The organism is Pseudomonas sp. 1L-B-1-E-C1, assembly GCF_057291835.1.
This window is the reverse complement of sequence record NZ_JBXAWN010000002.1, coordinates 213,263-236,222: the sequence shown is the minus strand read 5'-3', so window position 1 is coordinate 236,222 and position 22,960 is coordinate 213,263. Positions and strand designations below refer to the sequence as shown.

17 protein-coding genes are annotated in these 22,960 nt (G+C 61.5%); 2 read left to right on the top strand and 15 right to left on the bottom strand.

Annotated features, from left to right (window positions below; translation table 11 throughout):
• Nucleotides 1–94: 94 nt before the first annotated feature.
• The 9 genes from hutH (AC0Z4S_RS04775) to hutC all read right to left on the bottom strand — a co-directional run bounded on the left by hutH (AC0Z4S_RS04775) (nt 95) and on the right by hutC (nt 11,216).
• The gene (hutH, locus tag AC0Z4S_RS04775; RefSeq protein WP_485622244.1) at nt 95–1,627 is read right to left on the bottom strand and encodes a histidine ammonia-lyase; all 1,533 of its coding nucleotides are present in this window, start codon (nt 1,625–1,627) and stop codon (nt 95–97) included.
• Nucleotides 1,628–1,743: 116 nt separating this feature from the next.
• Nucleotides 1,744–3,267, bottom strand: coding sequence for a histidine ammonia-lyase (hutH, locus tag AC0Z4S_RS04770; protein WP_485622243.1), 1,524 nt, complete (start codon nt 3,265–3,267; stop codon nt 1,744–1,746).
• A gap of 133 nt (nt 3,268–3,400) precedes the next feature.
• The gene (locus AC0Z4S_RS04765) at nt 3,401–4,231 is read right to left on the bottom strand and encodes a quaternary amine ABC transporter ATP-binding protein (protein WP_253498150.1); all 831 of its coding nucleotides are present in this window, start codon (nt 4,229–4,231) and stop codon (nt 3,401–3,403) included.
• Nucleotides 4,228–5,079, bottom strand: a complete 852-nt coding sequence (locus AC0Z4S_RS04760) for an ABC transporter permease (RefSeq protein WP_016772087.1) — start codon at nt 5,077–5,079, stop codon at nt 4,228–4,230. Before AC0Z4S_RS04760 ends, AC0Z4S_RS04765 begins: the two co-directional genes overlap by 4 nt.
• Nucleotides 5,080–5,149: 70 nt before the next feature.
• Nucleotides 5,150–6,118: an ABC transporter substrate-binding protein gene (locus tag AC0Z4S_RS04755; protein WP_485622242.1), complete on the bottom strand. Its 969-nt coding sequence runs from the start codon at nt 6,116–6,118 to the stop codon at nt 5,150–5,152.
• 71 nt (nt 6,119–6,189) lie between these two features.
• Entirely contained in the window at nt 6,190–7,662 is a 1,473-nt protein-coding gene (locus AC0Z4S_RS04750) for a purine-cytosine permease family protein (protein ID WP_485622241.1), read from the bottom strand.
• Nucleotides 7,663–7,805: 143 nt separating this feature from the next.
• Complete coding sequence (gene hutU, locus AC0Z4S_RS04745) at nt 7,806–9,494, bottom strand: urocanate hydratase (RefSeq protein ID WP_485622240.1); 1,689 nt, start codon at nt 9,492–9,494, stop codon at nt 7,806–7,808.
• Between the two features lie 445 nt (nt 9,495–9,939).
• Complete coding sequence (locus AC0Z4S_RS04740) at nt 9,940–10,509, bottom strand: HutD/Ves family protein (RefSeq protein ID WP_485622239.1); 570 nt, start codon at nt 10,507–10,509, stop codon at nt 9,940–9,942.
• A complete protein-coding gene (gene hutC, locus AC0Z4S_RS04735; protein ID WP_162803449.1) occupies nt 10,506–11,216 on the bottom strand; it encodes a histidine utilization transcriptional repressor HutC in 711 nt (236 codons plus the stop codon). The genes AC0Z4S_RS04740 and hutC overlap by 4 nt, the downstream gene beginning before the upstream one ends.
• 146 nt (nt 11,217–11,362) lie before the next feature.
• Here hutC and AC0Z4S_RS04730 point away from each other — a divergent pair, with 146 nt between their 5' ends.
• Nucleotides 11,363–12,727 carry a formimidoylglutamate deiminase gene (locus AC0Z4S_RS04730; RefSeq protein ID WP_485622238.1) on the top strand — a complete coding sequence of 455 codons (1,365 nt, stop codon included), beginning with the start codon at nt 11,363–11,365 and terminating at the stop codon, nt 12,725–12,727.
• Nucleotides 12,728–12,813: 86 nt separating this feature from the next.
• On the opposite strand, the gene AC0Z4S_RS04725 is transcribed toward AC0Z4S_RS04730, so the two are convergent.
• Nucleotides 12,814–13,383 (bottom strand): lipocalin family protein, encoded by a 570-nt coding sequence (locus AC0Z4S_RS04725; protein WP_253498136.1) that lies wholly within the window; start codon nt 13,381–13,383, stop codon nt 12,814–12,816.
• Between the two features lie 29 nt (nt 13,384–13,412).
• Nucleotides 13,413–13,667 carry an outer membrane protein assembly factor BamE gene (locus AC0Z4S_RS04720; RefSeq protein ID WP_253498133.1) on the bottom strand — a complete coding sequence of 85 codons (255 nt, stop codon included), beginning with the start codon at nt 13,665–13,667 and terminating at the stop codon, nt 13,413–13,415.
• A 281-nt stretch (nt 13,668–13,948) separates the two neighbouring features.
• On the opposite strand from AC0Z4S_RS04720, the gene AC0Z4S_RS04715 reads away from it, so the two are divergent.
• Entirely contained in the window at nt 13,949–15,841 is a 1,893-nt protein-coding gene (locus tag AC0Z4S_RS04715; RefSeq protein WP_485622237.1) for a methyl-accepting chemotaxis protein, read from the top strand.
• A gap of 89 nt (nt 15,842–15,930) precedes the next feature.
• Here AC0Z4S_RS04715 and AC0Z4S_RS04710 read toward each other — a convergent pair whose 3' ends face one another.
• From AC0Z4S_RS04710 to AC0Z4S_RS04695, 4 genes are all read right to left on the bottom strand, one after another.
• On the bottom strand, nt 15,931–16,533 hold the full coding sequence (locus AC0Z4S_RS04710) for a DUF924 family protein (RefSeq protein WP_485622236.1): 603 nt from the start codon (nt 16,531–16,533) through the stop codon (nt 15,931–15,933).
• 3 nt (nt 16,534–16,536) lie between these two features.
• Complete coding sequence (locus tag AC0Z4S_RS04705; protein ID WP_039756611.1) at nt 16,537–17,547, bottom strand: class 1 fructose-bisphosphatase; 1,011 nt, start codon at nt 17,545–17,547, stop codon at nt 16,537–16,539.
• Between the two features lie 291 nt (nt 17,548–17,838).
• Nucleotides 17,839–19,203, bottom strand: coding sequence for a DUF3999 domain-containing protein (locus tag AC0Z4S_RS04700; RefSeq protein ID WP_485622235.1), 1,365 nt, complete (start codon nt 19,201–19,203; stop codon nt 17,839–17,841).
• Nucleotides 19,200–22,781 (bottom strand): DUF2339 domain-containing protein, encoded by a 3,582-nt coding sequence (locus AC0Z4S_RS04695; RefSeq protein WP_485622234.1) that lies wholly within the window; start codon nt 22,779–22,781, stop codon nt 19,200–19,202. Before AC0Z4S_RS04695 ends, AC0Z4S_RS04700 begins: the two co-directional genes overlap by 4 nt.
• Nucleotides 22,782–22,960: the final 179 nt, after the last annotated feature.

Here is a 22,960-nt window from a genome sequence, read left to right as displayed (position 1 = left end):
GAAGATCGGCTCCCTTCCCCCTCTCCCCCTTGGGGGAGAGGGCTGGGGTGAGGGGGATCGATTTCACTAACAATAAAATCTCCCCGTAAAGCGCTTACAAACTAGGCAACAACTGCCCAGCAACAAGCTCGGTCAAACACCGCGAAGCCAGCAATTCAGTCGCCGCATTGATGTCCGGCGCAAAGAATCGGTCCTTTTCATAAAACGGCACTTCCCTGCGCAGGATCGCCCGCGCCTGTTCCAGCTTCGGCGAGGTCTTCAGACCGTTACGCAGATCCAGGCCCTGCACCGCCGCCAGCCATTCCACGGCGAGAATCCCGCGAGTGTTCTCGGCCATTTCCCACAGGCGTTTGCCGGCAGCTGGGGCCATCGACACGTGGTCTTCCTGGTTGGCCGACGTCGGCAGGCTGTCCACCGAATGCGGATGGGACAACGCCTTGTTTTCACTGGCCAGCGCCGCAGCGGTGACCTGGGCGATCATGAAACCGGAGTTCACCCCGCCATTGGCGACGAGGAACGGCGGCAGTTGCGACATGTGCTTGTCCATCATCAGCGAGATGCGCCGCTCGCTCAGCGAGCCGATTTCGGCGATGGCCAGAGCCAGGTTGTCAGCGGCCATGGCCACCGGTTCGGCGTGAAAGTTACCGCCGGAAATCACATCGCCTTCAGCGGCGAATACCAGCGGATTATCCGACACCGCGTTGGCTTCCACAGCCAGCACTTCAGCGGCCTGCCGGAACTGGGTCAGGCAGGCGCCCATGACTTGCGGCTGGCAGCGCAGCGAATACGGGTCCTGAACCTTGTCGCAGTTCTGATGCGAGGCGGAGACTTCGCTGCGCTCACCGAGCAGATCACGATAAGCCGCCGCAGCGTCGATCTGACCTTTCTGCCCACGTGCGGCGTGAATGCGCGCGTCGAACGGCGAGCGCGAACCGAGCACAGCTTCAACGGTGAGACTGCCCAGCGCCAAGGCACCGGCGAACAGGTCTTCGCCTTCGAACAAACCGCGCAGGGCAAACGCCGTGGAAACCTGGGTACCGTTGAGCAGCGCCAGACCTTCTTTAGCCGCTAACGTCAGCGGCGCCAGGCCGGCGACTTTCAGCGCTTCGGTGGCTTCAAGCCATTCGCCCTTGTAGCGGGCCTTGCCCTCGCCCAGCAGCACCAGCGACATGTGCGCCAACGGCGCCAGATCGCCCGACGCACCGACCGAACCTTTCAGCGGAATGTGCGGATAGACCTCGGCATTGATCAGCGCGATCAGCGCATCGATCACCTGCCGACGGATGCCGGAAAAACCACGGCTGAGACTGTTGACCTTGAGCACCATGATCAGTCGCACAAGGTCATCGCTGATCGGCTGGCCGACGCCGGCCGCGTGCGAGAGCACCAGCGAACGCTGCAGGTTCTCCAGGTCTTCGCTGGCGATGCGCGTCGAGGCCAGCAGGCCGAAACCGGTGTTGATGCCGTAGGCGGTGCGGTTCTCCGCAAGAATTTGTTCGACGCAGGCGACGCTGGCCTCGATCTGCGCGCTGGCGCTGTTGTCGAGGGTCAACGTGACGGGATGCTGGTAGACGTCACGCAGTTGGGCCAGGCTCAGTTGGCCGGGGATCAGGTTCAGCGCAGTCATTAAAATGCTCCTGTTAGGCATTGTTATTAACTACCAGTCGCTCCGGAGCATTCCGTTATCCGTCGCCTCTCGTCTTGTGAACGATCCGCGCCTTGGCACGCTGGTATGGGTAGTGGTCAGTGCAAATCCGGTAGAACGTTCTGCGGCAGATTCGGGTCTTTCAAGACGCTTGCAGCGGCAGCGATGTCCGGCGCCAGCCAGCGATCCTGATCGTAGGCGGGGACCGTTTCGCGCAGCAGTTTCCACGCGCGGTCAGTGCCCACGCCAAAGCGCTGTTCCTTGAGGAATTCAAACGCCTGCGCCGCCAGCAGGTATTCAATCGCGAGGATCTGCGTGCAGTTTTCCAGCGCGCGATGCAGCTTCAGCGCGGCGTTGGTGCCCATGCTCAGGTGATCTTCCTGCAGGCCCGAGGTGATGTAGTTGTCGAGTACCGCCGGTTGCGCCAACTGGCGGTTTTCCGCACACAGCGAGGCGGCGACGTATTGCACGATCATCATCCCCGAGTTGACCCCGGGATTGGCCACCAGAAATGCCGGCAGACCGCTGACGTGCGGATTGACCAAACGGTCCAGACGACGCTCGGCAATCGAGCCGATTTCGGCCATGGCAATCGCCAGCAAATCGGCGGCCATCGCCACCGATTGACCGTGCGGGTTGGCCTGCGACATCACCCGGAAATCGTCTGGGGTGCCGAGCAGCAGCGGATTGTCGGTGCAGCCGTTGAGCTCGGCTTCGACCTGTTTGATTGCGTGCTCCAGTTGATCACGCGCGGCGCCGTGCACCTGCGGGATCGACCGGATGCTCAGCGCGTCCTGAGTGCGAATGCCTTTGCTTGCGGCGATCACTTCGCTGCCATCGAGCAAGGCGCGCAGGTTGTTGCCGACCTGCTGCATGCCCGGATGCGGCTTGAGCGCGATGATCTCGGCATCGAAGGCATCGATCTGGCCGCGCTGGGCTTCGAAACTCATCGCACCGATGACATCGGCCCATTGCAGCAGTCGCGTGGCATCGGCAATCGCCAGACAGCTGAGGCCGGTCATGCACGGCGTGCCGTTGACCAGACACAAACCGTCCTTCGCGCCCAATTGCACAGGCTGCAGGCCCTGTTCGGCCAGCGCCTGTTGCGCCGACATGATCTGCCCGCGATAGCTGACATTACCAACGCCGAGCAGCGCGATACCGACGTGCGCCATGTGCGTCAGATAACCCACCGAACCCTGCGACGGCACTTGCGGAGTGATGCCGCGATTGAGCAGCGCCAGCAGCCCTTCGACCACACGCCGGTGCAGGCCGGACTTGCCGTGGCTGTAGTTGTGGATCGCGGCGCAGATGATCGCGCGAGTCTGCTCATCATTTAGGACCGGGCCGACACCGCAGGCATGGCTGAGCAAGGTGTTGCGCGAGAGCTGGCTGAGCTGTTCGTCTTGCAGCGAAACATTGGACAGACCGCCCAGACCAGTATTGACGCCATAGGCGCGCTCGCCGCTGGCGACGATGCGCTGGACGATCGCCTGAGCGTTGTCGATGCGCGCCCAGGTGTCGCTGGACAGTTCCAGCGGCGCGCCGTGACGGGCAACGGCGACCACGTCCTGCCAACGCAGAGGCGCGCCGGTGATGATGATTTTTTCAGCCTGGGACATCTAAAACCTCAACCGTAATATTGATGCAGCTCTGCCGGCCCCTTCGCGAGCAAGCTCGCTCCCACATTGGAATGCGGTCTCCTGTGGGAGCGAGCTCGCTCGCGAAGGGGCCGGCCGCATCACCGCAAGTTTGTTAAACCACCGCCGCCCGCCGCTGCACAAACCGGTCGACATACTCATCGGCCGGTGAATGCAGGATTTCCCGTGGCGTACCCACCTGAATCAACCGTCCGTCCTTGAGAATCGCGATGCGGTTGCCGATGCGCACGGCTTCGTCGAGGTCGTGTGTGATGAAGACGATGGTCTTGTGCAGGGTCTTTTGCAGCTCCAGCAACTGGTCCTGCATCTCGGCGCGGATCAGCGGATCCAGCGCACTGAACGCTTCGTCCATGAGAATGATGTCAGTGTCCGCCGCCAACGCCCGGGCCAGGCCAACGCGCTGACGCATGCCGCCGGAGAGCTGGTGCGGGTATTTGTTTTCGTAGCCTTTGAGACCGACGGTGTTGATCCAGTGCAGCGCGCGTTCGGCGCAGACCTGCTTGCTTTCACCACGGACTTTCAGGCCATAGGCGACGTTGTCGAGCACGGTCTTGTGCGGCAGCAGGCCGAAGCTCTGGAACACCATGCTGATCTTGTGTCGACGAAATTCGCGCAGGGCGTCCATGTCGTACTGCAGGATGTCCTCGCCATCCACCAGGATCGCGCCGCTGGTGGGGTCGATCAGACGATTGAAGTGGCGCACCAGGGTGGATTTGCCCGAGCCGGACAGGCCCATGATCACAAAAATTTCGCCGGTGCCGATGCTCAGTGACAGGTCGTTCACGCCAACCACGCAACCGGTTTCGCTCAGCACCTGATCCTTGCTCTTGCCCTGGCCGACCATGGCCAGTGCGTCCTTGGCGCGGTTGCCGAAAATCTTGAAGACGTTTTTGACTTCGATCTTGCTCACGCTTGCGTTGCTCATTTGCTCACCTCGTGGCGTGGCCGACCGTACGCTTGAGTGATGCGGTCGATGACCACAGCGAGAATCACGATCGCCAGCCCGGCTTCGAGACCACGACCGACGTTGAGGGTCTGAATGCCCACCAGCACGTCTTCACCGAGGCCACGGGCGCCGATCATCGAAGCGATGACCACCATCGACAGGGCCATCATCGTGGTCTGGTTGATCCCGGCCATGATGCTCGGCAGCGCCAGCGGCAGTTGCACGCCGAACAGTTGCTGCCAGCGGTTGGCGCCGAAGGCATTAATCGCTTCCATCACTTCACCATCGACCTGGCGAATACCCAGGTCGGTCAGGCGAATCAGCGGTGGCGCGGCGTAGATCACCGTGGCGAAAATCGCCGGCACCTTGCCCAGGCCGAAGAGCATCAGCACCGGGATCAGGTACACGAAACTCGGCATGGTCTGCATGATGTCGAGCAGCGGCATCAGCACCGAACGCAGGCGATTGCTGCGCGCCGAGAGAATCCCCAGCGGGATGCCGATCAGCACCGAAATGATGGTCGCGACCATCATCAGCGCGAGGGTCTGCATGAGCTTGTCCCAGAGGCCGACCGCGCCCACCAGAAACAACAAGCCGACAATCACTGCGGTGGTTACCACTTTACGCGTGGCGTGCCAGGCGATTACGCCGACGATCGCCAGCATCAGCCACCACGGCGCAGCACGCAGCAGACCTTCAAGGCTGACGATGGCCCATAGCAGCGTGTCGGAGATGTGGCGGAACACGTCGCCGTAATTGGTCACCAGCGAATCGACCCAACCGTTGACCCAGTCGGCGATGGAAAAAGTAAAGCTTTCGGGAAACATAAGGGACTCTCAATCAAGGGGTTGCGATCAAGCGTCCGGCTGCCGTGGCTGGCAGCCGGGGAAACCTGACCTACAAGGCCGCGTCGATTTTCTTGGCTGCGTCGTCGCTCACCCATGCGTGCCAGACTTCAGGATGTTCCTTGAGGAAGATTTTCGCCAGTTTTGCCGACTCGATACGTTCCTTGGCCATGCGTCCCAGGTTCTGGTTGAGCAGGTCGATCGGCAGGTTGACCTTCTCCAGCACGGCGACCAGTTCCGGGGCTTCGTCGTGGAAGGTTTTCGACAGGCCGACCTTGATGGTCACGCGCTTGTCGACGCCCGGTTTCTCTTCGAGTTTGACCGCATCGATCTGCCCCATCAGCGGCGTCGGCGACCAGTAGTAAAAGAGGATGGGCTCGCCGCGCTTGTAGCTCGACAGCACTGCCGCATCCAGCGCAGGGCCGGTGCCCGGGCGGAAGTTGGTGTAGCTGTTTTCCAGACCGTAGCTCTTGAGCATTTCGCTGTTGTCGAGTTCGCAGGTCCAGCCGGCCGGGCAGTTATAGAAGCGGCCCTTGGACGGCTCTTCGGCGTCCTTGAACACGGCTGCGTATTTACCCAGGTCGGCGATGTTTTTCAGGTCCGGGGCTTTCGGCTCCAGCTTGCGCTTGGCATCGCCTTCGATGACGTAACGCGGCACGTACCAGCCTTCGACCGCGCCCACCACCGGTGCACCGACACCGACGACCTTGCCGGCCTTCTCGGCCTTGTTCCAGACCTCGCTGCGGCCGACCCACTCTTCGGCAAACACTTGAATATCGTTGCTGCTCAGGGCGTTTTCCATGGTGATGGAATTGCCCGGCAGGCTGTCGGTCTTGCAGCCGTAACCTTTCTCCAGCACCACTTGCAGCACGTCGGTCAGGAGCATGCCGCTTTCCCAGTTCAGCCCGGCGAATTTCACCGGTTTGCCCGATTCGCACCAGCCGGCGGCTTGCGTCGCACCGGCACTGGCCAACAGGCCCATGGACAGCAATGTGGTCAGCAGGGTCTTGTTCGATTTCATTGTCGTGACGCTCCTAATCATGAATGGGCTTACGGCAGTTCAAGAGGCATCCAGCCTGGTCCACGTCCAGATCAGGCCTGCGCCGCAGCGCGACCGGTTCCGCTGGTTTTTGCTTGTACGACGCTGTTCTGCTCGACCGGCAGAATCAGCTGATCGGGCACTGCGCTGTGCCATTTTTTCGCGCAGAAGTAATAGACGGCGGCCGGCAGCACCAGGCCGATGATCCAGGAAATGTCCACATCACCCAGGGCCGCCACCAACGGCCCGGTGTAGAACTTGGTCGATATGAACGGCAGCTGTACCAGTACGCCGAACACATAGACGCTGATGCCGAGCAGATTCCAGCGGCCGTAGCGCCCGTTCGGATCGGCCAGCGCCGGCACGTCGTAGCGCTCGCGAGTGATGCAGTAGTAGTCGACCAGATTGATCGCGCTCCACGGGGTGAAGAAGGCGAGCAGAAACAGGATGAACGACTTGAACGCACCGAGGAACGAGTGCTGTCCGAGCAGGGCAATCAGCGTCGCCGCGCCGACGATGAACAGCACGAACACCAGGCGCTGCATACGGGTCACCGTCAGGTGTCCTTTGAAGCCACTGATGATGGTCGCGATGCACATGAAACTGCCGTAGGAGTTCAGCGTCGAAATGGTCACCTTGCCGAACGCGATGCTGAAATACAGCAGCGCGGCGGTGGCGCCGGTACCGCCGAGGCCGACGATGTAGGCAACTTCATGGCCTGCGAATTGACCGTTGGCCGAAGCGGCAGCAAACACGCCGAGGATCATCGCCACCTGCGCGCCGATCACCGAGCCTGCGCCAGCGGCGAAAAAGGTTTTCACCGACGAAGTAGCGCTCGGCAAGTAGCGCGAGTAGTCCGCGACATACGGGCCGAAAGCGATCTGCCAGGACGCGGCCAGCGACACCGCGAGGAGAAAGCTGCTCCAGCTGAAATGACGGATTTGCAGGAGTGCACCGACGTCGGTCTGGCTCATCAGCCGCCAGAACAGAAACACGAAAGCGATCACGCCAATGACACTGGCGACGCGGCCGATCCAGTGAATCACCCGATAGCCGAGCACCGTGACCAGCACGATGACAGTGGCGAAAATCAGGATGCCAACACTGTCGCTGACACCGAACAACTGACCCAGCGCCTGCCCTGAGAGCACCGTCCCGGTGGCGGTGAAGCCGAGGTACATCAGGCACACCAGCACGATCGGAATCGCCGCGCCATAAACGCCGAATTGCACACGACTGGAGATCATCTGCGGCAAGCCCAGTTTGGGCCCTTGCGCGGCATGCAGCGCCATCACGCCACCGCCGAGCAACTGACCGATCAACAGACCGATCAACGACCAGAACACATCACCGCCGAGCACCACGGCCAAGGCCCCGGTGACGATGGCGGTGATCTGCAGGTTGGCGCCCATCCACAGGGTGAACTGGCTGAACAGACGACCGTGTCTTTCCGCTTCCGGGATGTAGTCGATCGAACGCCTTTCGATCAACGGAGTACTGCCTGCACGTTCGTTGTTAACCGCCATGGTTCAACCTCTGTGGATTGTTATGCGTTGCGAGTGGGTTGATCTCTGTAGGAGCTGCCGAAGGCTGCGATCTTTTGCTCTTCGGCGTCGGTGAGGACGCCAAAAGATCGCAGCCTGCGGCAGCTCCTACAGGGGTTCAGCGTTTATTTGCCAGTAATCATCGGCAGATTCAGCCCCTGCTCTTTCGCGCAGTCGATTGCAATCTGGTAACCGGCATCCGCATGGCGCATGACGCCGGTGGCCGGGTCGTTGTGCAGCACGCGGGCGATGCGCTCGGCGGCCTCATCGGTACCGTCGCAGACGATCACCATCCCCGAATGCTGCGAGAAGCCCATGCCGACACCGCCGCCATGGTGCAGGGATACCCAGGTCGCGCCGCTCGCAGTGTTCAGTAGCGCGTTGAGCAGTGGCCAGTCGGAGACGGCGTCGGAACCGTCCTGCATCGATTCGGTTTCGCGGTTGGGACTGGCGACCGAGCCGGAGTCGAGGTGGTCGCGACCGATCACCACCGGTGCCGACAGCTCACCGCTACGGACCATTTCGTTGAAGGCCAGACCGAGCTTGGCGCGCAGGCCCAGGCCGACCCAGCAGATACGCGCCGGCAGACCCTGGAAGCTGATGCGCTCACGGGCCATGTCCAGCCAGTTGTGCAGATGCGCGTCGTCCGGGATCAGCTCTTTGACCTTGGCGTCGGTTTTGTAGATGTCCTGCGGATCACCCGACAGCGCCGCCCACCGGAACGGGCCGATGCCACGGCAGAACAGCGGACGGATGTAGGCCGGCACGAAACCCGGGAAATCGAAGGCATTTTCGACGCCTTCTTCCTGGGCCATCTGACGGATGTTGTTGCCGTAGTCGAAGGTCGGAATGCCTTGCTTCTGGAATTCCAGCATCGCCTTGACGTGCACGGCCATGGATTGTTTGGCGGCTTTGATCACAGCAGCCGGTTCGGTCTTGGCGCGGGCGCGGTATTCGTCCCAGCTCCAGCCGGCCGGCAGGTAACCGTTGAGCGGGTCGTGGGCGCTGGTCTGGTCAGTGACCATGTCCGGGCGCACGCCGCGCTTGACCAGTTCAGGAAGGATTTCTGCGGCGTTACCCAGCAGGGCGATAGAGATCGCTTTGCCTTCTTGGGTGTATTTGTCGATGCGCGCCAGGGCGTCGTCGAGATCCTTGGCTTGCTCGTCGACGTAACGGCTTTTCAGGCGGAAATCGATGCTGACCTGCTGGCATTCGATGTTCAGCGAGCACGCGCCGGCGAGGGTGGCAGCCAGCGGTTGCGCGCCGCCCATGCCACCGAGACCAGCGGTCAACACCCAGCGACCCTTGAGGTCAGCGTTGTAATGCTGGCGACCGGCTTCGACGAAGGTTTCGTAGGTGCCCTGAACGATGCCTTGGCTGCCGATGTAGATCCAGCTGCCGGCAGTCATCTGGCCGTACATGGCCAGGCCTTTGGCGTCGAGTTCGTTGAAGTGTTCCCAGCTCGCCCAGTGCGGCACGAGGTTGGAGTTGGCGATCAGCACGCGCGGCGCGTTGCTATGAGTCTTGAACACGCCGACCGGCTTGCCCGACTGCACCAGCAGGGTTTCGTCGTCGTTCAGGTGGGTCAGGCTCTCGACGATCTTGTCGTAGCACTCCCAGTTCCGCGCGGCGCGGCCGATGCCACCGTAGACCACCAGTTCTTTCGGGTTCTCGGCAACTTCCGGGTCGAGGTTGTTCATCAACATGCGCAGCGGCGCTTCGGTCAGCCAGCTCTTGGCGGTCAGCGTGTTGCCGCGGGCGGCGCGAATCTGCACGTCACGAAACTTGTTGCTGTTCTGGGTATTGTCAGTCACGAAAAAGACTCCTCAGCGATCAATTCAAACCAACCCTGGCATTGGGCAGTAGCCTGCGCGCGTCAATGCACGACAAGCGAATCAGTGGACGCTGCGGAGAGTCTCGGGCGACTCATACGCATACGTCTTTACTTGTACATACAAGCATATGCAATCAAGCGGCCAACTTGCTGTAGACATGTTCAGGGAAAATCGCGCATGAGGCTGGAGGGCGCCTGGAACAAGGGTTCTGGCGTGAATGAAATTTTTCAGAGGTGTATTTGAGGAAGGTGGGTTTGGCTGCGTGAATCGGATTTTGCGCCACGCTGGGGCGATCGGTAACAAGTTGGTGCGAGGTTTGGGAACATCCATAAGCAAAAGATCGCAGCCTTCGGCAGCTCCCACGGGGTGTACTTCAATCCCACCGTAGGAGCTGCCGAAGGCTGCGATCTTTTGGATTTTCGAATCAGCGCGCAGTCAGTTCAATCACACAGCAGTCCGCATCGATGCAGACTTCAATAAGTCCGGAATTACCGTCCAGTTGCAGGCAATCATGTCGCCCCAACTGAGACCCGCTTGCCCCAACCTGCACTTGCAGCAAGTCACTGACACTGAACACCAGCACTGTCGATGCCGAACTGAAGAACCGCTGCTCGCCGGCCAACCACTGCAAACGCGCATTGTAACGTTGCGGCGAGTAAATCAGATTGAAGTCGCGAATCGCACCGCCGAGCAACGTGCAGGACACCTGACTTTCGCCGCTGAAAGCAAACGGGTCCAAGGGTAACAGTGGGCGGGTATCGTCACCGTCGACGCACAGGGTCATGCCATCCCCCTGTAACACGGTGATGACTCGCTGATAGCCAGCGAACGTCGAAAAACCGCCCGACTCGGCGATGTCGGCAATCGACAGACGCCAGCCGAAACCGTCCAGGCCAGCACCCGCATCGCGAGTGATTTCCTCGGTGCTGCCGCCGCCGTTTTTCCACGGCATGCGCGGGTAGCCCTCAGCGCGTAGAACTTTTACCTGGCTCATTTGTGAAAGCGACCCTCCAGACGATGACGCGAACCGGGATGAATCAAACGCGCCGCCGTCACCGGCTGACGCCCCGACCAGGTGCGCCGACGAATCAACAAGCAGGGCTCGCCCTTCTCAATCTGCAGCAACTTGCATTCGGACGGCTCGGCGAGTATCGCTTCGACCACGTGCTCGCCTTCGGTCAGCGGCGCGACCTGGTTGAGATAGGCATAAGGTGTTTGCAGGGTGAAATCCTGCTTGAGGTATTCCGGGGCAACCAGGGCGTTGACGAAACGGTCTTCGATTTGCACCGGAATGTCGTTTTCGTAGTGCACGATCAGCGAGTGGAAGACTTTCTGCCCTTCGCGCATGTCCAGTGCCAGCGCGCGCTCGGAACCGGCGGCCTCTTCTTCGAGGGTGATGACCTGGCAGGTATGGCGATGGCCGCGCGAGGCGATTTCGTCGGCAATGTTGTGCACTTCGAACAGCGCGGACTGGCTCTTCGGTTCGGCGACAAAGGTGCCGACGCCTTGCATGCGCACCAGCAGGCCGTCAGCAGTCATCTCGCGCAGGGCGCGATTGATGGTCATGCGGCTGAAGCCGAGCTGGCTGACCAGCTCGCTTTCGGACGGTACGCGGTAGTGCGGCGGCCAGTTACCGCTGTCGATCTGCTGGGTGATCATCTGTTTGACGCGGGCGTACAAGGGCGCCGGACTGTCGCCCATGTTCGCGGCCAACGGAGAGACTGGAGGCGGAGTCGGCACGGTTGATCCCTGTTCATTGGATGAAAGTGACTAGCTTGCCGGAGTTTACCGGGCAGGCAAACGTCTGTATATGTATATACAAATTACACACAATGGGGTGCCGAACGATGTCCGCCTTCTTTGCCGAACGCGCACTGCTGCCTAACGGATGGGCCAACAATGTACGTCTCGAGGTCAGCGCCGATGGCCTGCTGACCCGAATCCAGGCCGATTCCACCGCAGACGGTGCCGAGCGGCTGAACGGGCCTTTGCTGCCGGGGATGCCCAATCTGCACTCCCATGCCTTCCAGCGTGCGATGGCTGGATTGGCCGAAGTGGCCGGCAATCCTAACGACAGTTTCTGGACCTGGCGCGATCTGATGTATCGCCTCGTCGGAAAAATCAGCCCGGATCAGCTCGGCATCATTGCCCGCCAGCTGTACATCGAAATGCTCAAGTCCGGTTACACCTCGGTCGCCGAATTTCATTACGTGCACCACGACAGCAACGGCCAGCCCTATGCCGATCCGGCCGAACTGGCCTTGCGCATCAGTCAGGCCGCGAGCGAAAGCGGAATCGGTCTGACCCTGCTGCCGGTGCTCTACAGCCATTCCGGATTCGGTGGCCAGATGCCTAACGATGGCCAGCGGCGATTTATCAACAGCACTGAGAACTATTTGAAGCTGCAATCGCGTCTGCAGCCCTTACTGGCACAGCAAAAGGCGCAATCGCTGGGCCTGTGTTTTCACTCGCTGCGTGCGGTCACGCCACAGCAGATCAGCGAAGTATTGGCCGCCAGCGACAAACAATGCCCGGTGCATATCCACATCGCCGAACAGCAGAAAGAAGTCGATGACTGCCTGAGCTGGAGCGGTCGCCGTCCGTTGCAATGGCTGTATGAAAACACCGAGGTCGATCAGCGCTGGTGTCTGGTCCACGCCACCCACGCCAATCCCGAGGAAGTCACGCTGATGGCCAACAGTCGCGCGATCGCCGGGCTGTGTCTGACTACTGAAGCGAATCTGGGCGACGGGATTTTCCCGGCGGTGGATTTTCTCGCTCAGGGCGGGCGCATGGGTATTGGCTCCGACAGCCATGTGTCGCTGAGCGTGGTGGAAGAATTGCGTTGGCTGGAATACGGCCAGCGTCTGCGCGATCAGCGGCGCAACCGCTTGTATGGCGCCGACCAGCCGATGGTCGGTCGCACATTGTATGACGCGGCGCTAGACGGCGGCGCGCAGGCGCTGGGGCAGCCGATCGGCGCGCTGGAGGTGGGCAAGCGTGCGGACTGGGTCGTCCTCGATGGCAACGATCCGTATCTGGCGACAGCGTCGGGGGACGGGATTCTCAATCGCTGGTTGTTCGCCGGCGGCGATCGGCAAGTGCGCGATGTGCTGGTGAATGGTCAGTGGGTGGTGCGCGATGGACGGCATGCCGGCGAAGAGCAAAGCGCGCGAGCGTTCACCCAGGTACTGCGTGATCTTTTAGGGTAAGAAAAGCAAAAGATCGCAGCCTTCGGCAGCTCCTACAAAAACGCATTCTCATGTAGGAGCTGCCGAAGGCTGCGATCTTTTCGCTCTTAATTAGAGGTCTTGGCCATCTGCCGATCCGACGCGCGCCAGATCAGTCGCGTAGTGTCGTAACCCTGCTGACGGGCCTTGCTCAGCAATTCTTCGCGCACTACGCCGTTGACAGTCGGCGTGCGTGACAGCAGCCACAGATACTTGCGACTTGGATCGCCGACAATCGCGGTCTTGTAATCGCCGCTGACGTACAACACCCAATACTCGCCCTTCGCCACACCCGGCACCAGGCGCGAGAACCAGTTATCGAATTCGACCCAGAGCTTATCGGTCTTGCCGGGCACCTGGGGATAAGCCGTGCCCTTGGCTTCTTCCCACTGCCAGTCCGGCGTCAGGCAACGGTTGAGCACGCCGACGTTACCGTCAGGCTTGAGGCTGTAGTGGGCTTCGGATTGCGCGCAATGGCGCTGAAAGTACATCGGCAAGCGTGCCAGTTCATACCAGGTGCCCTGATAACGCTTGAGATTGACGCTGTCGACGGTCTTCGGCGCCAGCGGGTCGACGCCGGAAGTGGCGCAGCCGGCCAGTACCAGGCCAGCAAAAAGGATCAGCAATAACCGCTTCATTTTTTTCTCCGTGGGCGCGAAGCCCCGGTTTACTTCAGGCCTTGGCCGGAAAACATCAGCACTTTGTCACCGGCGTATTGCACGCTGATAAAGCTGTTCTTGTCGCCCCAGGTGCAGCTGGACATACCGAGCGCGCCCGAGCAATCGGTGGGCTTGCCGAGAAGGCTTTCCACTTCGGACTTGGCCATGCCGGCCGAGAGCTTCGAGTAGTTTTCCTGATTGACCTTGCTGCATGCGGCCAACAGCACGCAAAACGACAGCAGGGCGATAGATCGCAGCGACATGGTGAAACTCCTGGAACGAGGGGGGATGGCATGGTGCCAACCAGAAGCTTAGAAGAGCAAAGTGTCATCTGGTTCCGTGACCGGATGCCTATTTATCAGGCCGCCCGTCCGGCTTTTGCCGGTAAATCAAAAACTTTGTGAAGCTGTCGAGCATTTCGTCGACTTTCCCCGCAAGCGCCTAATCTTTGGCGCGCCGCGGTCGAAATAAGAGCAGCGCAACGCTGCCGACTATGGCAAATTGCCGCCCTTTCCTGACCAGCCCCTTCGCGGTAGCTCATTAGATGACCAGAAACATGAAATTCAGCCATAAGATCCTGCTGGCTGCTGCCCTCGTGGTGGCCGTTGCGTTCGCCTGTTTCATCTTCTTCAACGACTATCGCCAGCGTCAGGCATTGAGCAGCAGCACCGAAGCGACCATGCAGGAGCTGGGCAGCCTGACCACCAGCAACATCCAGACCTGGCTGGAAAGCCGCATTCAACTGCTGCAATCGCTGTCACAGCAGGTCGCCGTCGACGGCAACGCGCCCGCCAGCCTCAAGCGCATCATCGACCTGCCCGCCTACACCGGCAATTTCCAGCTCAGCTACTTCGGTGGCGCTGACGGCGTGATGTTTTCCGTGCCCGCCGGCAACCGCGCGCCGGACTATGACCCGCGTGCTCGCGGCTGGTACAAAGCGGCGAACAGCGCGCAACAGACTATCGTCACCGAACCGTACATCGCCGCTTCGTCGGGCAAACTGGTGATCACCGTGGCCACCCCGGTGCAGCGTCAAGGCCAGATGCTTGGCGTCGCCGGTGCCGACATCGACCTGACCAGTGTCAGCGCGATCATCAACTCGCTGAATTTCGGCGGCCACGGGCACGCGTTCATCGTCAGTGCCGAAGGCAAGATCCTGATTCACCCGGACAGCAAACTGGTGCTCAAGTCCCTCGCCGAGGCTTATCCGAACGGTGCACCACAAGTAAGCCCGGGCCTGAAAGAAGTCGAGTTCGACGGCAAGACCCAGTTGATTTCCTTCACCCGCGTCAACGGCGTACCGTCGGCCGACTGGTACGTGGCGCTGGTGCTCGACAAAGCCACCGCGTTCTCGATGCTCAGTGAATTCCGCACCTCGGCACTGATCGCCATGGTCATCGCCGTGCTGATCATCATCGGCCTGCTCGGCATGCTGATTCGCGTGCTGATGCAGCCGCTACTGACCATGGGCCGTGCAATGCACGACATCGCTGAAGGCGAAGGCGACCTGACCAGACGTCTGGTGATCCACGGCAACGATGAATTCGGCGCACTGGGCACTTCGTTCAACCGCTTCGTCGAACGTATCCACACTTCGATCCGCGAAGTGTCTTCGGCCACCGGCCAGGTCAACGAGGTCGCCCTGCGCGTCGTCGCCGCCTCGAACTCGTCGATGTACAACTCCGACCAGCAGGCCAGCCGCACCAACAGCGTCGCCGCCGCGATCAATGAGCTTGGCGCCGCCGCCCAGGAAATCGCCCAGAACGCCGCCCTCGCCTCGCAGCATTCCAGCGATGCGCGCAGCCTCGCGGTCGACGGCCAGCAGGTGGTGGATAAAACCATTCAAGCCATGCAGCAACTGTCGGCGAAAATCAGCGACTCCTGCGGCAACATCGAAACCCTGAACAGCAACACGGTGAACATCGGCCAGATTCTCGAGGTGATCACCAGCATTTCCCAGCAGACCAACCTGCTCGCACTCAACGCCGCCATCGAAGCTGCGCGTGCCGGTGAAGCCGGACGCGGTTTCGCCGTGGTCGCCGACGAGGTGCGTAATCTCGCGCATCGCACTCAGGATTCGGCGCAGCAAGTGCAGAAGATGATCGAAGAACTGCAGGTCGGCGCACGCCAGGCAGTGACCATCATGACCGAGAGCCAGCGCGAGAGCGAAAGCAGCGTCGGCATCGCCAACCAGGCCGGCGAGCGCCTGGGCAGCGTGACCCAGCGTATTGGCGAGATTGACGGGATGAACCAGTCGGTGGCGACCGCGACTGAAGAGCAGACCGCCGTGGTCGAATCGATCAATGTCGATATCAACGAGATCAACACGCTGAATCAGGAAGGCGTGGAGAACTTGCAGGCGACGTTGCGTGCGTGTTCGGATCTTGAGCAGCAGGCGGCACGTCTCAAGCAACTGGTTGGTAGCTTCCGTATATAAAGATCAAAAGATCGCAGCCTTCGGCAGCTCCTACAGAATGAACGCTTTACTCATGTAGGAGCTGCCGAAGGCTGCGATCTTTTCTGCGGTCAGAACCGCGACCCGGGCTTCGAAAGAAATACCAACTCCTCAGCCGTAGACTCCCGCCCCAACACCGCATTGCGGTGCGGAAATCTTCCAAACTGCGCAATCACTTTCCGATGCCGCTCGGCATAATCCAGGTTGTCGGCAAACACCGCCCGCTCCGCCTCCGGCTGTTCAGCCACCAGCGCCATGAAGCGCGATACGGCTTCGTTCTGCACCGCGAGGTTTTCGCAGTGTTCGAACACCAGATAAATGAACACGCGCTGAATCGGCTTCAACTGCCGATCAAAATCTGCCGCAACGCCTTGCGCGACAAGCTTCTGCGCACGTAAATCGCCGGAAAATGCTTTGGGGGTGTCGCGATAGATCATGCGCGGCAGTTGATCGAGCAGCAGCACTACTGCCAGCCAACCTTCGGGACGTTGCGTCCACTCGGTCAATTCGCCGGCCAGGGCCTGATCGACAAAGACCCCGAAACGCGTCTGCGCTTCGAGGTCCTGGCTGTTTCGCTTACCGAACCACAACTTGCCCTTGTCAGCCGATATCTCGTCCGGTGATTCGGCGTGTCCGAACCACCAGTCAAGCAACGGCTGCCAGGGCGCGTGCATGGTTTATTCCTTGTGGTAGGCCGTGGCGCGGGCGACTTCTTCTTTCGAACCGAGGAACACGGCGACGCGCTGGTGCAGGCCTTCCGGCTGGATGTCGAGAATACGCTGGTGACCATCGGTGGACGCGCCGCCGGCTTGTTCGACGAGGAACGACATCGGGTTGGCTTCGTACATCAGGCGCAGCTTGCCCGGCTTGGATGGCTCGCGGCTGTCGCGCGGATACATGAACAGACCGCCACGGGTCAGGATACGGTGCACGTCGGCAACCATCGCCGCGACCCAGCGCATGTTGTAGTTCTTCTTCAACGGGCCTTCTTCACCGGCCAGCAATTCACCGACGTAGCGCTGCACCGGGGCTTCCCAGTGACGCTGGTTGGACATGTTGATGGCGAATTCCTGGGTGGTTTCCGGAATGGTGATGTCTTCGTGAGTCAGGACGAAGCTGCCCATTTCACGATCCAGGGTGAAGCCTTTGACGCCGTCGCCCAAGGTCAGCACCAGCATGGTCTGCGGGCCGTAGATCGCGTAGCCGGCGGCCACTTGCTGGGTGCCTGGCTGCAGGAAAGCTTTTTCGTTCAGCGGCTCGTTCTGGCTGAGGTATTCGTTCGGGCAACGCAATACCGAGAAGATCGTGCCGACCGGGGCATTGATGTCGATGTTCGACGAGCCGTCCAGTGGGTCGAATACCAGCAGATAGGCGCCCTTCGGGTATTTGCCCGGGATCTGGTAGGCATTGTCCATTTCTTCGGACGCCATGCCGGCCAGGTGACCGCCCCATTCGTTGGCTTCAAGGAGGATTTCGTTCGACAGCACGTCGAGCTTCTTCTGCACTTCGCCTTGTACGTTCTCGGTGCCCATGCTGCCCAGAACACCACCCAGGGCGCCTTTGGATACGGCGTGGCTGATCTCCTTGCAGGCACGCGCCACCACTTCGATCAAAAAGCGCAGATCGGCAGGAGTGTTGTTGCTGCGGGTCTGCTCAATCAAATAGCGACTCAAGGTAACGCGGGACATGGACGGCTCCGGTGGAATGGGGGGCTGAAAACCCGCGCAGTTTACAGGGAGTCTGAAAACCTAGCGAGCGAAGACGCCGGCTAACGTGCGCCTGGGTGTATTTGCCTGTATGAGACGTGATTGTCGGTGGAGAGTTCAGGTGTCGGATTGAGCGTAGTTCGGTTCGGCATGAGCGATTGAGATTTTCAGTGTCTGCCCGGACGCTTTCGCGAGCAGGCTCGCTCCCACAATGGAATGCATTTCAACTGTGGGAGCGAGCCTGCTCGCGAATGGCGCGTAGCGCCGCCATGCTCAGGTGCTGGTCGGGGGCTTGCGCAACAGGCTGAACGCCATCGCTGCGAGAAACACCACACTGAGCAACAACACCGCCCACAAGCCGAGCTTCTTCCAGTTGGTCCCGGCCACCGCCGCCGTCGTCGCCGTCGAGGTTTGCGTGGCCAGCGCTTCGCCCTGCACCGTTGCCTTGCCCAGTGTGGCCAGCATCTGTGGTTTGAAATCCGGAATAAGCGTTGCCAGCGGCAGGTTCGCCGCTTTCACATGCGGATTGCCCAGCGCCAGACTGTACGGCCCCTCGCCCCGAGCGAGGAAAATCACCTGCGTGGCGCGCACCGCATATTTCAGGTCCGGCGCCTGCTCACCCAGACCGCCGCCGCGCTCATCCACCGTCAGCTTGAGATGCTGCACGGTCTGCCCGGACAGCGCGATTTCGTTCTGCACCACGTCCTGATTGTTCTGAGTCAGGCGATATAGCAAGCCACTGTTCATTGCTTGCCACGGCAAGTTGCTGTCGCGCCGGCCAGCTAGCGCGACCGGCGCCAGGCTGTTCGGCTGTTTCAGCTCCACCTGCACCCGTTCCACATTCAGCCCCATCGGCAGCTGCCAGATGTATTCCCCGGATTTGCTGCTGGTGCCGGCCACGCTCGGCGACCAGACCAAGGGCAGCGGCAAGTTGCGCGGGTCGCTGCTTTTCAGTTGCGCCGAGGTCAGGATCGGCGCCGAACCCGGCGACTCCCACAGCAGGCGCACATAACGCGCGGTTTGCCCCGGCAAGGTCACTTCGTGCTGTTCGATGCGCTCATCGGAAAAGGTCAGCCGTGCCACTTGGCCTTCGCCCCAGGACTGCCAGTGCTGCAGATCGTCGCTGGCTTCGATGGTGAAACGCTGGAAACCGTCGCGCTCGCTGGTCCAGTCGAGGATCAGTTGCTGCAACGGTGCCTTGATCGCGCTGGCATCGAGAAGCCAGCCGCGCAGGACTTCTTCGCCCGCCTCCAGTTGCGAGGACGGTTGCACCTCGACCAAGGTGCCGTTGGTGGTCGACTGCACGCGCACATTCGGCGCACGCTCGCTGGCGTCGGCGGCGTTGTACAGTGGGAACCACTTCACCTCGTGCAGCTTGCCGTCGTCGCGGGTCTGCGCCGACTCGCGAGCCAAGGCGTAAGCCTGCGCTTCGCCGGCAGCGTTGAATACGCGCAGGTCGCTGAGATCGGTCTGGCGCGCCTGCAATTGCGCGCTCAGCGGCAGGTCGAGGCGATACCACGGGCCGTTGCCGCTCACCGACAATGGCACCTGCGTAGCGAAGTCCGCCGGTTTTTCCTGAGCGCCGGCCAGCATCACCACGCCCAGCGCCAACCACCCCAGATTCAGCATGCGACTCAAGATGCAACTCCTTCGGTTTCCGGCGCGGGTTTGTCCGCCGCCGGTTCAGCCTCGACGCGTTTCGGTGGCAGTGGCGCAAAGTACCCCACCACCAGCAGCAACACGCCGACGCCGATAAACGAGACGATCCGGGCGAGGCCGCCACGGTTGCTCAGTTCGACAAAAATCAGTTTGGCCACCACCAGCGCAATCAGCGCCGCGCCAATCAGCCAGACTTCGCGGCGATGGCGCAGATGTCCGCCGATCATCAGCCCCAGCGCCATCAGCGTCCAGACGATCGACAGACCGGCCTGCACCAGCATCGAAGCGAGCAGTTGATCCAGCTCGAACGGAATGCCGGCCCAGTGATGCGCAGCGCGAGTGACCAGCGCGGTACAGAAAGCGAACAGCGAGACCCCGGCGATCAGTTGCGTGGCGTGGTCCGCGTAATCCTGGCGGACCGACAACTGCGTAACGGCGCTGCGCGACCAGACATAAACCCCGAACAACGCAAACAGCAGACCCAGCTCCAATGGGTTGAGCAGCGGCACGTAAGGCAACGGTTCGGGATTGCCATCGCTGACGCCATTGGCCAGCCAGAACCACGCCAGCATCAGCACGGCCAGCGGTGCCGCCGCATACAAGCGGTACTCGCGGGTGAACGCGGCGACCGGCCACGGCCAGTCGCGCGGTGCCGCCATCAGCAACAGGTAAACGCTCGGCAGAATCGCCCAGCCCAGCCAGCGCCACGCGTTGTAGTGCTCGGACATCAGCAGCAGGCCGTAACGCAACTCCAGCGCCAGCACGCCGATCAGCAGCCAGCAACCGAGAACATGGGCCGCGCTCAACGCGCGCGCCGGCAGCATCGACGCCAAGCGGCGCAGACTGAAGAAATGCACCGCGAACAGCGCTGGCCAGGCCAGCCAGCCGAAGTCGGCGGCCGGGTGATAACGTCCATGCCACGCGCCGAGCAGAATCAGCGCCGCCGCCGGAATCAGCAAGGTGCAGAGCAAACCCAGCGCCGGCCATTTCAGGCGCAATGCCAACAGCGTCCACAGCGCCACACTGATCGCAGCGACTAGCAGCAACAATGTGCCTTGCAAGTCTGGCGAGGCGAAACGCAGGATTTCGCTGACCCACGCCAGCGTCCACCAGCCGGCGCCCCAGACCAGCAGCACTTGCGACAAGCGCTGCAAACTCAAGGCATCAAACGCCGAGGCATGGTCGCCCAGTTGCAAGCGCCACGCGCCGGCCATTGCCGCCAGCCCCAGTACCAACGGCGTCCAGAATCCGCCATGGGCCAACGGTTTCAGCCCTTCGCTGGACAGCGGCCCGAGCAACTCGGGGCCGGCGAGCAAAAACGCGGCGCCACCGATCACCTGCAACAGCAACCCGAAGACGAAACTCAGACGCTGTTGCAGATACAGGCTCAGCCAGATGATCAGCAAACCGCTGGCCGCCCACACCGCACTCGCGGTTTGCCAAGGCAATACGAACAACACCGCCAGATTGATCAGCACCAGCCCGGCCAGCAGCACCACCGACAAGCCACGCAGCAGGCGCACATCGCCGCGCACCATTTCATCCCGCGCCGCCAGCAGCATGCCGCCGATCAAGGCCAGACCGATCAGGGACGCACTGAGCAAACCGCTCCAGCCAGCGCTGAACACTGCCGCCGAATCTTCGCCGGCGCTTTGCAGGCGCAACAGGAACAACGCGCCGCCCAGCAACTGCACGGCGAACGCGGTAAACAGGAATGTGCGCGATTGAATCCGCAGCCCGACAAATAATGTCGCCAACCCGGCCAAGGCCCAACTGATCGCCGTGCCCTGGATGAACAGGAACAACGGTGCCAGCAGATAAAGGAACGTCAGGCCCAGACACGCCAGCAGCGGAAGACCTTGGCGCTCCCACGGCAAACTCTGCTCCGGCGTGGCTTGGCGCAATTGATGGAAGCTGAACAGCAACGCAATCCCGAGCATCAGCGCGCCCAGCGGTGCGCCGTCGAGCAGGCTGCTCTCGCCGGGCTGCAATTGACCGAGAAAGGCCAACGCCGAACCCAGTTGCAGCAACAGCGCAAAAGCCCGAGCGAACGGTCGATGCTGACGCAACCCCAGCCAGAAAATCCCTGCGCCCTCCACGGCCCACGCCGCAGAAGCCCAGCGTGCATCGAGCCCCAGCGGAATCGCCAGGCTGGCAAAAATCACCCCCAGGGCCAGACAGGTTTCACCGAGCAGTATCGCCCGCCCGCCCATCAGCACTCTGGCCAGCGTCATATAGATCATGCCCAGCGCCAACGCGCTGAAGGCCGCGGCAAATTCGAGGTGCTGGACCAGAGCGAACTGCAAACCGAAGCCAATGATCGGCGGACCGAACAGCATCGTGCCGTCGACATAGTCGCCCTTGCGCGCCGACCATTGCAGCAGCGCCCCGCGATCAGCGTCCGCTGGGGCATCCGGCATCTCGCGCAATTTGCGCCGGGCGAACAGCAGGCCGATGGCGAGGTACATGAGGAAAAACAAAATCAGAAACGGCTCGGTGCTCCACAGCAGTTCCGGAGTGTATGAACGCAGGCCCCAGGCGAAACCGATGCCGAAGGTGCCGACAAAGCCGATCAGGTTGAGCAGGCGCCAGGCCTTGAACCAGGCGATGGCGAGAATGCCGGCATTGAGCAAGGCGAAATAACTGAACAGCGCGACGTGATTGCCTTCGCCGGTAGACGTCAGAATCGGCGCGGCGAAACCGCCGAGTGCCGCCGCTGCCGCCAGCCCCAGCGCATCCTGAGTGATCGCCAGAATCGCCGAGAACACCGTCACCGCGACCAGCAGGCCGAGTGCAGCAGACGGATCGAGCAACGGATGCAGACGCATCGCCGCAAACGCCGTCAGGTACAACACCGCGATCCCGGTGCCTTGCAGCATCAACGCATAGTGGCTGTTGCGCCGGCGCAGCCACCAACCCAGCGCCAGCAGGGCCAATGCCGCTGCCGCGACACCGGCGTAACGCAACTCGATCGGCACCACCATGCCTTCGGTGGCGTAACGCAGCAAAAACGCCAGACCGAAAAACAGCAGCACCACACCGACGCGCAGCACGGTGTTGCCGCCGAACAGCCAGTTGCGCGCAGCGCTGATGCCGCGCTCGACCAGGTTAGGGCCACGGGGTTCGGCAGGTTTTCGGGGTGGTGCAACAGGCGCCGGTTCGGCGCGCCAGACATCGGCCGGTAGCGGCTGAGTGGTTTCGCGGGCAGCGGCGGAGATCGGTTCGAGTTCAGGGGGCAGCTCCCAGATCAGCTCAGGGGGCGGGGCGGCCTGCTCAGCCACGTCGAAGGGTTCGGCGACCGGCTCGACTTCAGGTGGCGGTGTTGGCGCATGCGAGGGCGAGCCCTCCAGCACAAACAGCCGCTGAGCCACGCCCTGCAAGGCTTCCCGCACCTGTTCGAGTTGGCGCTGCTGCTCCGCCGCCTGCGCGCCAAGGCGTGCAATGCGTAGCGTCTGGCCGATGACCAGCCCCAGCAGCGCCCCCAACAGCGCGCCACTGAATGACTCGTCAAACAGTCCACCGAGCACCAGCCCGATCAACATGAACATCCATTGCATGGTCGATATCCCTAAGCAGCCCCGAGGCGAGGCGAGTCCGGCGATGGCTTCAGTCTAGGCACAAACCGTGTGGGAGCGAGCCTGCTCGCGAAGGCGGATTGTCAGCCAACATTTCTGTTTAAGTCGACGATCGCTTCGCGAGCAGGCTCGCTCCCACAGGGTACGGCGGTGATTGATGC